The 14,211-nt window shown below is 71.9% G+C and carries 14 protein-coding genes; 7 read left to right on the top strand and 7 right to left on the bottom strand.

What is annotated here, in order from left to right:
* Nucleotides 1–3 precede the first annotated feature (3 nt).
* On the top strand, nucleotides 4–2,109 hold the full coding sequence (locus ACWDR3_RS31570) for a bifunctional serine/threonine-protein kinase/ABC transporter substrate-binding protein (RefSeq protein ID WP_450355982.1): 2,106 nt from the start codon (nucleotides 4–6) through the stop codon (nucleotides 2,107–2,109).
* A 14-nt stretch (nucleotides 2,110–2,123) separates the two neighbouring features.
* Here the strand turns inward: ACWDR3_RS31570 and ACWDR3_RS31565 are convergent, their stop codons facing one another.
* From ACWDR3_RS31565 to ACWDR3_RS31545, 5 genes are all read right to left on the bottom strand, one after another.
* Complete coding sequence (locus tag ACWDR3_RS31565) at nucleotides 2,124–2,594, bottom strand: hypothetical protein (RefSeq protein WP_450355981.1); 471 nt, start codon at nucleotides 2,592–2,594, stop codon at nucleotides 2,124–2,126.
* Between the two features lie 172 nt (nucleotides 2,595–2,766).
* The gene (locus tag ACWDR3_RS31560) at nucleotides 2,767–3,978 is read right to left on the bottom strand and encodes a 4-hydroxybenzoate 3-monooxygenase (RefSeq protein WP_450355980.1); all 1,212 of its coding nucleotides are present in this window, start codon (nucleotides 3,976–3,978) and stop codon (nucleotides 2,767–2,769) included.
* A gap of 76 nt (nucleotides 3,979–4,054) precedes the next feature.
* Nucleotides 4,055–5,200: an RNA polymerase sigma factor gene (locus tag ACWDR3_RS31555; RefSeq protein ID WP_450356006.1), complete on the bottom strand. Its 1,146-nt coding sequence runs from the start codon at nucleotides 5,198–5,200 to the stop codon at nucleotides 4,055–4,057.
* Nucleotides 5,197–5,616 carry a YciI family protein gene (locus ACWDR3_RS31550; RefSeq protein ID WP_450355979.1) on the bottom strand — a complete coding sequence of 140 codons (420 nt, stop codon included), beginning with the start codon at nucleotides 5,614–5,616 and terminating at the stop codon, nucleotides 5,197–5,199. The genes ACWDR3_RS31555 and ACWDR3_RS31550 overlap by 4 nt, the downstream gene beginning before the upstream one ends.
* A 112-nt stretch (nucleotides 5,617–5,728) precedes the next feature.
* On the bottom strand, nucleotides 5,729–6,196 hold the full coding sequence (locus ACWDR3_RS31545; RefSeq protein WP_450355978.1) for a GNAT family N-acetyltransferase: 468 nt from the start codon (nucleotides 6,194–6,196) through the stop codon (nucleotides 5,729–5,731).
* Nucleotides 6,197–6,355: 159 nt separating this feature from the next.
* Between ACWDR3_RS31545 and ACWDR3_RS31540 the strand changes: the two genes are divergently transcribed.
* From ACWDR3_RS31540 to ACWDR3_RS31520, 5 genes are all read left to right on the top strand, one after another.
* Complete coding sequence (locus tag ACWDR3_RS31540; protein WP_450355977.1) at nucleotides 6,356–7,468, top strand: serine hydrolase domain-containing protein; 1,113 nt, start codon at nucleotides 6,356–6,358, stop codon at nucleotides 7,466–7,468.
* 97 nt (nucleotides 7,469–7,565) lie between these two features.
* Nucleotides 7,566–8,735: a sensor histidine kinase gene (locus ACWDR3_RS31535; RefSeq protein ID WP_450355976.1), complete on the top strand. Its 1,170-nt coding sequence runs from the start codon at nucleotides 7,566–7,568 to the stop codon at nucleotides 8,733–8,735.
* On the top strand, nucleotides 8,732–9,391 hold the full coding sequence (locus ACWDR3_RS31530; RefSeq protein ID WP_450355975.1) for a response regulator: 660 nt from the start codon (nucleotides 8,732–8,734) through the stop codon (nucleotides 9,389–9,391). The genes ACWDR3_RS31535 and ACWDR3_RS31530 overlap by 4 nt, the downstream gene beginning before the upstream one ends.
* A 114-nt stretch (nucleotides 9,392–9,505) precedes the next feature.
* The gene (locus ACWDR3_RS31525; RefSeq protein ID WP_450355974.1) at nucleotides 9,506–10,147 is read left to right on the top strand and encodes a GOLPH3/VPS74 family protein; all 642 of its coding nucleotides are present in this window, start codon (nucleotides 9,506–9,508) and stop codon (nucleotides 10,145–10,147) included.
* Nucleotides 10,148–10,162: 15 nt separating this feature from the next.
* On the top strand, nucleotides 10,163–11,722 hold the full coding sequence (locus tag ACWDR3_RS31520) for a carboxylesterase/lipase family protein (protein ID WP_450355973.1): 1,560 nt from the start codon (nucleotides 10,163–10,165) through the stop codon (nucleotides 11,720–11,722).
* 32 nt (nucleotides 11,723–11,754) lie between these two features.
* Here ACWDR3_RS31520 and ACWDR3_RS31515 read toward each other — a convergent pair whose 3' ends face one another.
* Nucleotides 11,755–12,189, bottom strand: a complete 435-nt coding sequence (locus tag ACWDR3_RS31515) for a MarR family winged helix-turn-helix transcriptional regulator (RefSeq protein ID WP_450355972.1) — start codon at nucleotides 12,187–12,189, stop codon at nucleotides 11,755–11,757.
* Nucleotides 12,190–12,246: 57 nt separating this feature from the next.
* Here ACWDR3_RS31515 and ACWDR3_RS31510 point away from each other — a divergent pair, with 57 nt between their 5' ends.
* Nucleotides 12,247–12,777 carry a DUF6790 family protein gene (locus ACWDR3_RS31510; RefSeq protein ID WP_450355971.1) on the top strand — a complete coding sequence of 177 codons (531 nt, stop codon included), beginning with the start codon at nucleotides 12,247–12,249 and terminating at the stop codon, nucleotides 12,775–12,777.
* Nucleotides 12,778–12,858: 81 nt separating this feature from the next.
* Here ACWDR3_RS31510 and ACWDR3_RS31505 read toward each other — a convergent pair whose 3' ends face one another.
* Complete coding sequence (locus tag ACWDR3_RS31505) at nucleotides 12,859–14,115, bottom strand: MFS transporter (RefSeq protein WP_450355970.1); 1,257 nt, start codon at nucleotides 14,113–14,115, stop codon at nucleotides 12,859–12,861.
* Nucleotides 14,116–14,211: the final 96 nt, after the last annotated feature.

Genomic DNA, 14,211 nt, shown 5'->3' with positions numbered 1-14,211 from the left:
GTCTTGGAGCGGCTGCTGCCCGCCGACCCGTCGTCCGTCGGTGGGCACCGGCTCGTGGGGCGGCTCGGGGCCGGCGGCATGGGCGTGGTCTATCTGGCACGCTCGCCGCACGGTGCCTGGGTCGCGCTGAAGGTGATCCGCGAGGAGTACGCCGAGGACCCCGGCTTCCTGGCGCGGTTCCGCCGCGAGACGGAGCTGGCGTCCCGCCTGTCGAGCCGGTGGACGGTGCCCGTCCTCACGGCGGACGCGGACGCCCGTTCACCGTGGCTCGCCACCGCCTACGTGCCGGGCCTGCCGCTCTCCGACGCGCTCGCGCTGCGCGGCCCCTGGCCGTCGGCGCAGGTCCGCACCCTCGGCGCCGCACTCGCCGCGGCGCTGGACGACGTGCACCGGGCCGGGCTCGTCCATCGTGACGTGAAGCCGGCGAACGTCCTGCTGGCCGCCGACGGGCCCCGGCTGATCGACTTCGGGATCGCCCGGGCCGTGGGGGCGACGGCCCTCACCACGGACGGCTCGGTGATCGGCTCCCCCGGCTATCTCTCCCCCGAACAGGCACGCGGTACGGCGGTCGGATCGCCGAGTGACGTCTTCTCCCTGGGCTGCGTGCTGGCCCGAACCGCCACCGGGCGGGCCCCGTTCGGCACCGGGGGCGCCGCGGCCGTGCTGTACCGGACCGTGAACGAGGAGCCGGACCTGACCGGACTCCCCGACGAACTCGACGCGACCCTGCGGGCCTGTCTGGCGAAGGATCCGTCCGCGCGGCCCACGGTGGCCCAACTGCGGGCGATCTTCGGCGAGTTCAGCACGCACTCCTGGCTGCCGGCCGGGCTGCCCGCACTGGTCGCGGACCGCGCCGCGACCGTCCTCGACCTGCCGGTGCCCGAACCCACCGCCCTGTCCTTCGCCGACTCCCCTCCCACCGCCGTCCCCTGGCCGTCCCGCCGGCGGCTGCTCGTCGCGTCGGCCGCGATCGGCGTCAGTGCGGTCGGCGGCGGCTCGGCCTGGTGGCGCTGGGGGCGGTCCGGTACCCCGACCGGCGCCGGGAAGCCCACCCTGCCGCGTCGCGTGATCGGCCTGTTGGGCGACCTGTCGAGTGCCGAGGTCCGGTCCCAGCAGCGCGGGGCGCAGCTCGCGGTGGCCCAGCACAACGCGCGCGCCGACCGGGCCTTCGATCTGGCGCTGCGTTCCGTCGACGACGGGGGTACGGCGGCCGGTTCCGCCGCCGGCGCGGCTCGGTTCGTCGCCGACACGGACGTGTACGCCGTGATCGCCGCGGGCGGCAGTGCGGCCGTGCCCGCCGCCGTACCGGTGTGCACCGAGGCCGGGTTGTGCCTGCTGGTGACCCGCGCCGACACCGACGTCCTCGCCGCCAACACGACCAGCACGCTCGTCCTGCGCTCCACCCGCACCGTCGGTCCGGGCTCCGTGGTGCGCTATCTCAACCGGGTCGTCAAGCCCACCCGCAGCGTCGTCGTCCACGACCTCACCGACGACGAGGAGACCCTCCCCATCGTCCGCGTGGTCACCGTGTACGGCAAACTCGACGGCAAGGTCGACCAGTTGGACGTGGCCGCCGCCGACGACTTCACCGCCGCCGCCCAGGACGTCGCCTCCGGCTCGTACGACGCCATGATCTTCGCCGGTGCCACCCCGGCCCGCGCCGCCGCCTGCGCCCGGGCCCTGAACGCCGCGGGCTACCGAGGCGTCCGGGGCGCCGACGAACACATCCTCTCAACTTCCTTCCTCAAGGCGGGAGATGGCTGGTGGATCAGCACGGGCTACTGCGACGCGGCCGCGGATCCCGCCACCCGGTCCTTCGCCACCGCCTTCCGCGCCCGCTACCGCACCGCACCACCGCCGTGGGCCGCCGAGGCGTACGACGCCGTCCGCTACGCCGCCCAGGGGCTCACCGCTCAGGGAGGCAAGCGCGAATCGCTGCGCGCCGAACTCCTGCGCAGACCCTGGCAGGGCATCACCCGCCTGTTCGCGTACGACAGCCAGTCCCAGTTCCTCAAGACCGACAAGGACGGCGGCCTGTTCCTGTACCAAGTCACGGACGGCAGGCTGCGGTTCGCCGCACGCCACGACGACATCCGCAAGGGCGTGTGAGACGAGTCAGCGCGTCAGCAGCGGATGTTCCCGGTGCTGAGGGTGTACTTCACCCCGCCCCGGGTCAGCGAACCGCCCAGGCGGATGCACTTGTTGGTGGCGTCGAACCACGTGTAGACCGGGCCCGCGTAGTAGTGGTAGTTCGCCGGGTGCTCGGGGGGCGGGTCGGCGGCGTAGTCGCCGCTCTCGTCGAAGAGGTAGAGCGTGATGTTCGAGGCCAGGCCGTCATAGGGGCTGGACCAGAACTTGGCGCAGTTGTGCTTGGTCGAGGCGTTCCAGTACGTGCGGGCGTAGCCGCCGCCGTTGCTTCCCGACGGGCTCTTGGCCCAGTACGTCTTGCCGTCCCAGCTGCCGCTGCACTCGACGGCCGCGGGGGCGGCGGCCGCCTGTCCCGGTGCCGCCTGTGCGGTGGGAGCGGCGACCAGGCCGAGCATCAGCGCCATGACGCCGAGGCCGAGCAGCTGTGTTCTGCGCAAACGCTTCATCTGTGAGTCCCCCGTGAGATGTCGTTAAGCAGGGCCATGACATGTGTAGTCGGAATGCACCGTCTGTGGCGGGGCAGACCTCCGGCTTTCACGAAATCTCCGCCGGATCGGCATCTGCTACGGAACAGGCATTCGACTACGGAACGAACAAGCGCCGTTCGCCGTCAGGCGCTCAGTACATTCCCGTCATGAGTTCCGCGAAGGACCGAGCGGCGACGGAAGAGGTGAACAGCCGGTCGAGCCGGGCCCGGGCCAGGTTCCGCTCGAAGGGCCCGGAGTGCGTGTCGTCGCCGGCGTCGTGGACGGTCCGGGTCAGCCAGTGCGAGAACTCCTGGTCGTTCCAGACCCGCCGCAGACAGCGCTCCGAGTACGTCCGCAGTGCGCTCTCGTCGCCGTCCCGAACGAAGTCCGCCACCGCTCGCGCGAAGACGTCGGCGTCGTAGAGCGCGAGGTTCATCCCCTTGCCGCCCATCGGGGAGACGATGTGCGCCGCGTCGCCGACGAGGAAGAGGCGGCCGTACTGCATGGGGTCGTGGACCAGGCTGCGGAGCCGGAAGATCTCCCGGTCGGTGATCGGCCCGGAGCCGAGGGCGGGGTCGCCGAGCCGGGTGCGCAGGGCGTCCCAGACCCGATCGTCGGACCAGGCGGCGGGGTCGTCGTCGGGCGGGCACTGGAGGTAGTAGCGGCTGGTGTACGGACCTCGGGGGAAGTGCGCGGCGAAGCCCTGCGCGCTGACGGCCAGAAGCGGATACCTCGGGGGCAGCGCGTCGGCGAGAACGGTCAGCCAGCCGATGCCGTGGTCGAGGGCGTGCGCGGTGAGGACGCCCTCAGGGACTGCGGTACGGCTGATGCCGTGGTCCCCGTCGCAACCGGCGACGAAGTCACACGTGATGGCCCGAAGGCCGCCGTCGGCCGTGCGGTACCGGACCGTCGGGCGCTCGCCGGTCAGGTCGTGCAGGGAGATGTCGGCGGCCTCGAAGCGCAGGTCGCCGCCGTCGGCGAGGTAGGTGTCGGTGAGCTTCTGGACCAGGACCTGCTGGGGGCAGATACGGGCTCCGGGACCTTCGGACCCGTCGCTGTCGGAGACCAGGTGGCTCTCCCCGTCCACCCGGAACTCGAGGATCCCTTCGGACGGGAATCCGCCGAGGACCCGGTCGGCCAGCCCCCAGGCGTCGAACATCCGCACCGCGCGCGTCTCGACGATGCCCGCACGCTGGCGCTGCGCCACGTGGTCGCGGGTCTGGCGCTCCAGGACGACACAGTCGATGCCGCTGCGCCGCAACAGGTTGCCGACGGTCAGCCCGGCCGGCCCGGCGCCGATCACGACGACAGTCGTGGACTCCGGCGAAGGAGCCTCACCCAACTCCCCTGCGATGTCGGCCACTTGACCACCCCCTGCGGCAGGGTAACGGCAATCCGAATGGATCAGCGGGCCTGCTGCGAGTGCGGGGGCGCCGCGGTCACTGAGTGCGACGGGAGTTGAGCCGGGCGGCCTGGCGCGTGAGGTGGGCGCGTTCGGCGAGGTTGGGTGCCTTGTGGGCCGCCTCGGCGTACAGGCGTGCCGCCAACTCCAGGTCGCCGTCGCGCTCGTGGAGGTGGGCGGCCACCGCGGTGTGGCGGGGCAGTGAGTCGTCCAGTGCCGCGAGGGCGGCCAGGCCTGCGCGCGGGCCGTCGGCCTCACCGACGGCGACCGCGCGGTTGAGCCGGACGACCGGATTGTCGGTCAGGCGGGCGAGTTCGTCGTACCACTCGACGATCTGCACCCAGTCGGTCTCCTCCGCGGTGGGCGCGTCGGCGTGGAGGGCGGCGATGGCCGCCTGGGCCTGGAACTCGCCCAACCGGTCGCGGGCGAGGGCCCGTTGAAGGATCTCGACGCCCTCGGCGATCACCTTGGTGTCCCAGCGACTTCGGTCCTGCTCTGCGAGCGGCACGAGGCTGCCGTCGGGTGCGGTCCGCGCGGTGCGCCGGGCGTGGTGGAGCAGCATGAGGGCGAGCAGGCCCGACACCTCGGGATGGTCGATCACGGCGGCGAGTTGCCGGGTGAGACGGATGGCCTCGGCGGCGAGGTCGACGTCGCCGGAGTAGCCCTCGTTGAAGACCAGGTAGAGGACGCGCAGCACGGTGGCAACGTCACCGGGCTGGTCGAAGCGCACGCCGGACACGGTGCGCTTGGCCCGGCTGATGCGCTGGGCCATCGTCGCCTCCGGCACCAGGTAGGCCTCGGCGATCTGCCGGGTGGTGAGCCCGCCGACGGCACGCAGGGTGAGCGCGACCGCCGACGACGGGGTCAGCGAGGGATGGGCGCACAGGAAGTAGAGCTGGAGCGTGTCGTCCGTGGCCGGGGCGGGCCCGGGCACCGGTTCCTCCTCGACGAGGTCCTCGCGCCGACGGCGGGCGGTCTCCGCGCGCGTCGCGTCGAGGAACTTGCGCCAGGCGACCGTGACCAGCCAGCCCTTCGGGTCGCGCGGCGGGTCGGCGGGCCACACCCGGACCGCCTCGATGAGCGCGTCCTGCACGGCGTCCTCGGCCGCCGCGAAATCGGCTCCACGACGGACGAGGACACCGAGCACGTTCGGGGTGAGGCCCCGGAGCAGGGCCTCGTTCACTTCCAAGGGCAATCGACGGCCGTGGGCTGCGAGCTGTAGAACGGGCGCAGCTCCAGCCACTCGTGGATCGGCTCGCCACCGGCCCCGGGGGCTGCCGACAGCTCCCCCGCCAGCTCGACGGCACGCTCATAGGTGTCCACGTCGATGACCATCCAGCCGGCGATGAGGTCCTTGGTCTCCGCGAACGGCCCGTCGGTGACCGGCGGGCGCCCCTCACCGCCGTACTGGACGAAGGTCCCCTCGGGCGACAGCGCCTGGCTGTCGACGAGTTCGCCGCTCTTCTCCAGCCGGGCCGCGAAGTCGCTCATGTACTGCACGTGCGCCGAGATCTCCTCGGGCGTCCACTGGTCCATGGGCACGTCGTTGACCGGTGCCGGGGCGCCTCGGTAGTGCTTCAGCAGCAGGTACTTGGCCATCGTGGTTCTCCTCGGTCCTCGTACGCCCCATTGTGGTCGCGTTCACCGCGGGGACGGAGCCGGGCGGGGGTTCTCGACATCGCCGGCCGAGTTTCTTCGGATCGGTCGTCGGTCATGGCCGCACGGTAGCGACTCCTCGCTCCGGCGGCCTGCGCAGCATGAACACGTCCACCGGGTCCTCGGTCTCGACGGTGAATCCGTGGCGCTCGTACAGCCGCCGTGCGGGACTGCCTTGGAGGACGTTCAGTCGGACCAGGACGCCGTCGCGGTCGGCCCGCTCCAGCAGTTCGCTGATCACTCCCGAACCGATGCCGCTGCCCTGGAGATGCGGGGCGAGACAGAAGTGCTCCAGCCAGTGGGCGTCCTCGGCCGGGCGCAGGGCCACGCAGCCGGCGAAGGCGCCGGCCACCTCGATCATCCACGTGTGGTCAGGGTCGAAGGCATCGCGGAATCGCTGCCGTACACGATGCTCGTCGTACCGCCCGAGTCGCTCCAGGTCCGGCCGCATCACCACCGCACGCAACTCGGCCACCGTCTCGACGTCCGACTCCTGCGCCGGTCGCATGCTCCAGTCCGCCATGATCGGCACGCTACCGATCCGGTTTTCGGCCCGGACCATCGGGATGGCAGTCCTCCGGCGCCGCGGCGGCCGATTTGGCATGGTGGGCGGGAGGACACCGCACAGGCCGGAGCGGTGGTTCGGTTCCTCCGCCCGGTCGGGGAAGCGACGAGGACGGCGATGAGTGAGCTGCAGGAACGGATTCAGCGTCATCTCGATGTGCTGGTCGATACCGGCACGGAGACAGGCGTGCAGGTCGCCGTCCACCAACGCGGCGAGCTGATCGTCGACGCGGTGGCCGGCGCGGCGGACTCGGCCACCGGGCGACCGATCACCTCCGGCACGCCGATCTTCAGCTTCTCCACGGTCAAGAACGTCGCGGCCACGCTCGCGCATCTGCTCGTGGCGCGGGGATTCGTCGATTACGACAGCCCGGTCACCGACCTCTGGCCCGAGTTCGGCGCGCACGGCAAGGACACGGCGACGCTCCGGCACGTGCTGACCCATACGGTCGGACTGCCGGCCATGCCGCGCGAGATCACCCCTGCCGAGCTGCCCGACTGGTCCCGGGTGTGTGACTCGCTGGCCGCCGCCGAGCCGCGCTGGCGCCCGGGCGAGACTATGGCCTATCACTCGTACACCTTCGGCTTTCTCGTCGGTGAGCTGGCCCGCCGCGCGACCGGCCGGACCGCGCACGAACTGCTGCGGGAGTGGATCACCGGGCCGCTCGGTATCGAGGGGCAGATCTACTTCGGTGCTCCGAAGGAGGCGCTGCCGGGGCTGGCGCGCCTGGAGCAGCAGGCGGGCGAGTGGCCCGCCGACCCGGGAGACGCGCCCGCCGACCCGGAGAACGGGGATGCGATCCTCGCGCCGTGGGAAAGCCGGCCGAGTGCCGATTTCGGCAACAGGGACGAGATCCTGGGCGCCGACATCCCGTCGGTGGGCACCGCCACCGCGCACGGCCTTGCCGCGATGTTCGACGCCCTTCTGCAGGGCGAACTCGTGGACTCCGCACGGTTGGCGGAACTGGCCGGGCTCGCCTTCGAGGGCACGGACCAGGTTTTCGGCACTCCGGCGCGGATGGCGCTGGGGTTCCCGATCGGCAGAATCGGCGCACCCGTCGAGGAGAACTCCGTAGCCTTCGGATGGCCCGGCGGAGGCGGGAGTTATGCCTACGCCGACCCCGCGCGGGGTGTCGCCTTCGCGCTGACGAAGACCCGGCTCACGCCGAACTTCGACACCGTGCTGTCGGTGACCTCGATCCTGGCCGACCATCTGGCGGGGATCCGCTGAGCGTGCCCGACAGACTCGCCGGCCGTCGTACACACGGTGGTCCCCTGAACGGCTCACCCCGCTGAACAGCGCGCTCCGCCTCGATAGGCTCGGAGGCGTGGATCGTAGCCGTGGCCAGTCCGACGACGCGTTCGCAGGTGAGGCGCGGGGCGAGCTGTCACCGCGCGCGGCCCGGACGCTGTGGTGGGGCTCCGCCGGCCTGGTGCTCTCCGTCCTGGGCACCTCGGTGCTCGTCGTCGGCGCTGAGCACGGCGGACGGCTGCCCGCGGCCCTGGCGCTGGTCCTCGTCCAGGTCTGCGCCCTGCGATGGCAGGTGCGCGCCCCGGCCGCCGTCCTGGCCGCGAACGCGCTCACGGGCCTCGCGGTTTGGGCGCTGCTGCCCGCGGTGTCCTTGACGGGGGCGCTGCTCGCGGCACAGGTCACGTTGTGCGTGCTGTCGGCCACCAGGTCGCGGCAGGTGTCGGTACGGGCACTCGCGGCGATGTGTCTGCCCGCGCCGCTGGCGTTCGGGGCGGGCGGCGGCGCGGGGCTGTCGGTCTATCTGCTGGCGGTGGCTCTGGCGTGGACCGCGGGGCAGTGGCGAAGAGCACAACAGGCAAGGATCAGAGCCGAGTTGCACCGGGCCGTGGTGGAGGAACGTGCGCGCATCGCGCGTGAGGTGCACGACGTCGTGGCGCACACGCTGTCGGTGATGGTCATTCAGGCGGGCGCCGCCGACGACGTGTTCACCCAGCAGCCCGAGCAGGCCCGGCAGTCGCTGCGCGCCATCGAGACGGGCGCCCGGTCGGCACTGGGCGAACTGCGCCTGCTGCTGCGCGCGTTCGGCCCCGACGCGGCGCACGACAGGGCCGAGGAGCAGCGCGAGCCGGGGCCCTCGCTCGCACGGCTGGACGAGCTCGTCGACACAGTGCGCGCGACCGGGATGACCGTAAGCGTCCGGCGCGAGGGCGCCACCGACAGCCTGCCGGCCGCGGTGGATCTCGCGGCGTACCGGATCGTCCAGGAAGCGCTCACCAACACGCTGCGCCACGCGGCCGACGCGGACGAGGTGAGCGTGCGCGTGACGGCGGAGAGGGAGTGCGTGAAGGTCACGGTGGTGGACAACGGGCGTGTGCAGCAAGGGAGTTCGGCTGCGGCGGGCGAGGGGCGGGGTCTGGTGGGGATGAAGGAGCGCGCGCGGCTGGTGGGCGGCAGCCTGCGTGCCGGTTCGCTGCCCGGGGGCGGCTTCGAGGTGGCGGCGCGGCTGCCGGTGGAGGGGGCGCGGTGAGGTTGCGCGTGGTGGTGGCCGACGACCAGGTGCTGGTCCGTACCGGATTCCGCATGATCATCGACGCGCGGGAGGACCTTGAGGTGGTCGGTGAGGCGTCCGACGGCCGCGAGGCGGTGCGGCTGACGCGGGAACTGGCGCCCGACGTGGTGCTGATGGACGTACGCATGCCCGTGGTGGACGGCATCGAGGCGACCCGGCAGATCGTGGCATCGGGCAGTGGGGCCAGGGTGCTCGTGCTGACCACCTGGGACGTGGACGCGCATGTGGTCGCCGCGCTGCGGGCCGGGGCGAGCGGCTTCCTGCTGAAGGACATCCGGCCCACCGAACTCGTCGACGCGATCCGCGTGACCGCGCGCGGTGACGCGCTGCTGGCGCCGTCCGTGCTGGGCCGCGTTCTGGACCGATTCCTGAGCACCGCACCCGACCAGGCGCCGCCGCCCTCCCTGCGGGACCTCTCGTCGCGCGAGAGGGAGGTGCTCACGCTGATCGGGCAGGCGTTGTCGAACGCGGAGATCGCCGAGCGGCTGCGGCTGTCGGAGGCCACCGTCAAGAACCATGTCACCGCGGTGCTACGGAAGTTGGGCCTGCGCGACCGCGTCCAGGCCGTGGTCGCCGCCTACGACCACGGCCTCGTGCGGGCCCGTCGCCCCTGACGGCGCCGCCTCCTCCTCAAGGAGGAGACCGGGCCGCCGTCCTCCTGTGCTCCCAGTACCGGGCCGTTCCCCCGGCCGATCCGTCGCCGGGGCGTCCGGCCCTAGCGTCGAGGTGTGATCGACGACCTGCCCTGCCTCATGTATCTGCTCGCCCACGACGAGGGGGCGAGCGGCCCCTACGACCGTTCCCGCACGGAACTGCTGCTCCGGGCCGCCGCCCTGGTCGACCTCGCGTCGCGCGGTCGGCTGCGGGAGACGGGCGGCACGGTGACCGTGTCCGGCACGGAACCGATCGGCGACCCGGTCCTGGACGGCGTGCTGCGCGACGCCGCCGGCGGACACGGCTGGCGACACCTCGTACGCCGCCGCCGCAAGCGGACGCTGACGCAGGTGGAGGACCGGCTCGCCGCGGCGGGACTCCTCACCGTGCGGGCGCCTCGCACCCCCTTCGGGAGTCGGCGATCGACCGTGACGGATCACGCCGTGCCCACCGCGCTCCGCGCCCGCGTGTCGGCGGCGCTGCACGGGGACGGTCCCGCGCGGGAGGTCCCCGTCACCGACGCCGCGCTGCTGGCGCTGGCCGCGGCGGGGCGCATCCGCTCGGTCGTGTCGCGGCAGGACCAGAAGACCTACCGGGCCCGAATCGACGCCTGCACCGGGCGGCTCGCCGCCCTCGGCGGACCCGGTCTGGAGAAGACCGTACGCGCCCTGCCGACGACCATGATCGCCGCGCAGGGCGGCATGGGCGGCAGCTGACCCGATGGGGAGACGATGACCATGCAGCGCGTCCTGACCACTCTGGGCTGTGCCCTGACCGCGGTACTCGCGACAGCCTGGTCCGCGGTGCCGCCGACCCAGCCGACCCTGCCTGTCGGCACGACGGTGCATATCCACGACGGCGTGCTGCGGGGTACCGCCCACGCCGACTACCGCACCTTCGAGGGCATCCCCTACGCGGCTCCCCCGGTGCGCGGACTGCGCTGGGCACAACCCCACCGCACGCTCCCCTGGTCCGGGGTACGGGACGCGACCGAGCCCGCGAGCGCCTGTCCGCAGCCGGCCGGCGAGGTGCCCGGCGGCAGCATCGACGAGGACTGTCTCCACCTGAACGTCACCACGCCCGACGGCGCGGACCCGGCACGCCCCCGGCCGGTGATCGTATGGCTGCACGGCGGCGGCTTCACCACGGGAGCGGGCAGTTCGTACGACGCCCACCGCATGGCGACCCGCGGTGACGTCGTGGTCGTCACCGTCAACTACCGCCTCGGAGCCCTCGGTTTCCTCGCACAGGGCGGACTGCCCGGCTCGGGCACCTTCGGCCTCGCCGATCAGCAGGCGGCGCTGCGGTGGGTCCGTGCCGAGATCGGCGCGTTCGGCGGCGACGCGCACAACGTGACGCTGGCCGGCGAGTCGGCGGGCGGCTACAGCGTGTGCGCGCAGCTCGCCTCACCGGCCGCCGCGGGACTCTTCGACCGAGCGATCATCGAGAGCGGCCCGTGCACCGGCAGTCCGGACCGCCCGTTCGCGCCGTCCTCGGTCCCCTTGTCCACGGCGCGCGCCACGGGCGCGGACCTCGCTGCGAAGCTCGGCTGCGGCTCCGCGCGTGACGTGCTGTCCTGCCTGCGCCGGGTGCCGGTCCCGCGCCTGCTCGCGGCCCAGGACACCGACCAACAGCCCGCCTATGCAACGCCGTTGCTGCCCAGCGACCCCGGGGCGGCGATCTCGGCCGACCGCTTCCACCACGTCCCCGTCCTCATCGGCAACAACCACGACGAGGGCAACGGCTGGGCCGCCGGCATCATCCAGGCCGGCAACCCCGTCACCCCCGCCACCTGGCCCGACGTCGTGTCCGCGTTCTTCCCCTCCCCGGGCCAGGCGAAGGCGATCGTCCACGAATACCCGGTGCACCGCACCGACGGGGGCCCGGTCTTCGGCGCGGTCATCGGAGACGCGAACTTCGCCTGCCCGACGGCACGCACCGACGCCCTGCTCTCCACCCAAGTGCCCACCTGGCGCTACGAGTTCGCCGACGAGCACGCTCCGCCGCTCACCTCGGGCACACCACCGTTCCCACTCGGCGCACCGCACGCGAGCGAGCTTCCTTACCTCTTCGACCTGGGCGGCCGCGCCCGCGACCTCACGCCCGCACAGCACCGGCTGGCCGACACGATGATCGACTACTGGACGCGATTCGCCGGCACCGCCGACCCGAACGGTCCGGCGTCGCCGCGCTGGCCCCGAGGGACGGTGCTGTCGCTGGCACCGGATCACGTGGTTCCTACCGGCACGGCGGGGGTTCGGCATCACTGCGGTTTCTGGGGCGCGCTTTGAGCGAGGTAGCGTCCTACAGCGCGAGCCTGGGCTCAGGGGCGGGCCGCTCGTGCGGTTTCGAGGATCTCGGCCAGTCTGAGAGTGTCGGCGAGATATCGGTCGTAGGGGAAGTCCTGCTCCTGCAAGCCGCGCCGGAGGGTCTCGGCGAGGGGTTTTCCGCCGGCATGGTAGGCGTCCCGGCCGGTGGCGGTGAGTTCGACGAGGCGACGCCGTGCGTGCAGCGGGTCGCGGGTGACGCGGACCAGTCCGTCCTCCTCCAGCGGTCGCAGGGCCCGGCTGATCGCCGGATCGGAGACACCCAGAGCCTGCGCGAGCCGATGCTGTGTCGCCGGTTCCACGTCTTCCAGCGCACCCAGCAGCCTGATCTGGCTATAGGTGAGGTCACCTTCCGGGTCGGCATACCGGCGGGCGAGATCGCCCAACTGAGAGACCACCCGGTGCAGCAGATCTGAGAGTCCGTCGTCCATGAGAGCAGCGTACCTCAATGTTGCGTTGTTAATATTAACCATGCAAGACTCGAAGGCATGGACACGATCTCGTACCTCGCACAGTCCGCATTCCCCATGACCTGGCTGTTGGTGGCCGTCATCGGCGCACTGATCCGCACCCGGCACAGCACCTCCGGCCGAGCCAGGCTGGAAACCTGGCAGCGGTGGTGGGCGATCGCCGCGCTGGGGTGCGGAAGCCTGTGGATGACCATCTCGTTCGTCACGATCCCGGACACGATGGCCACCGCGATCGGCTTCGACCGCACGCCGTTCGAGTTCGAGATCGCCTTCGCCAACCTCGGGCTCGCCGTCATGGGCTTTCGCGCCGCTTCCCCCTCGGCCTCGGCCAGGGAACGCATCACCATCGGACTGGGGGCCGGAATGTTCCTCTGGGGCGCGGTGATCGGTCACCTCTACCAGTGGTTCGCCCAGGGTGACCACGCCCCGGGCAACACCGGAGGAGTTCTGGTGTACGACACGCTCATCCCGGCGGTCATGATCATCCTGGCCTGGCGCTCGCAACGGTCGCCTGCCGTCGAGCGGACCGCGACACCAGTGCTCGCCTGAAGGTCGACCAGGATGCCGGCGCGCCCCGGCACCGTGCGCAACCCCGCAGCCGCAGGTCCGGGCCGCCAGCATGTCCGCAGGTCATGAGTCCGCCACCGGCGACCTCACCAGGTACGCAGCCACTCCCATGACGACAACGGAGACCAGCACAATGCCGGCGCCCACATACAGCGGCGCCGCATAGCCCAGCCCCGCCGCAATGGCCAAGCCCCCGAGCCAAGCCCCCAGGGCGTTGCCGACATTGGACGCCGAGACGTTCGCGCTGGCTGCCAGGGCCGCGCCATGGGCGTGGTCGGTGACGCGTGTGATCATCCCTGGGACCGCGGCGAAACCGAACAGCCCCATCAGGAACACCAGGATCACCGACGCCGTGGCACTGTCCGCCAGCAGGCCGAACAAGGTCAACGTGACCGTGAGGCCGAGCAGGGCCAGGATCAGGGCGCGGTCGCGGTCGTGGTCGGCCGCTCTCCCGCCGATGACGTTGCCGACGACCAGGCCTGCTCCGTACACCATCAGCAGCCAGGCGACGTCCGACGGTGAGAAGCCGCCGACCTCGGTGAACGTGTAGGCGATGTAGCTGAACGCACCGAACATCCCGCCGTAGCCGAGCGCGGTGGCCGTCAGGGTCAGCCAGACCTGCCAGGAGCGGAAGGCGCGGAACTGGTCCCGCAGGGTGACGGGTGGCAGCGAGGGCGAGCGGTTCTTCCCTGTCGACGCAGGACCCGTCTCCCCCGCGCCTTCGGGCACGAGCGTCGCGATGCCCGCCAGTGCGAGGACGCCGATCCCGGTGACCGCCCAGAAGGCGGCCCGCCAGCCCCAGCGCTCACCGACCAGCGCGCCGAAGGGGACGCCCAGCACGTTCGCGACCGTCAGACCGGCGAACATGACCGCCACCGCACGGGACTTCCGCTCCGGGGTGACCAGACTGCGGGCGACCAGTGAGCCGATGCCGAAGAACGAGCCGTGGCACAGGGCCGCGACGATCCGGCCGAGCAGCATCACCTGGTAGCTCGGCGCGACGGCGGAGAGGAGGTTGCCGAGGACGAACAGCGCCACCAGGCCGACCAGTACGCCCTTGCGGGGCAGTCGTGTCGTCGCCGCGGTCAGCGCGATCGCGCCGATGGCCACGCTCAGCGCGTATCCGGAGATCAGCCAGCCCGCCGCCGCCTCGGACACCGCGAAACTCGACGCCACCTGCGGCAGCAGCCCGGCGATCAGGAACTCGGTCAGACCGATGCCGAACCCGCCGAGCGCCAGCGCGATCAAGCCGATCGGCGTCCGTCGACGCGCCTGGAGCCGCGGCGGCAACTCCCTGTCCCTGAGCCCGAATTCGGTCATGGGGCAACCCTCACCCGAGGTGAGGGACCGGTCCATGGACAAAGAGCGGCGGCGATTGGACGAAAGGAGTGGTGTCGTCACCGGCCGCTGTGGGCC

The organism is Streptomyces sp. NPDC001002 (genome assembly GCF_053599215.1).
This window is presented reverse-complemented; position numbering and strand designations above follow the sequence as displayed.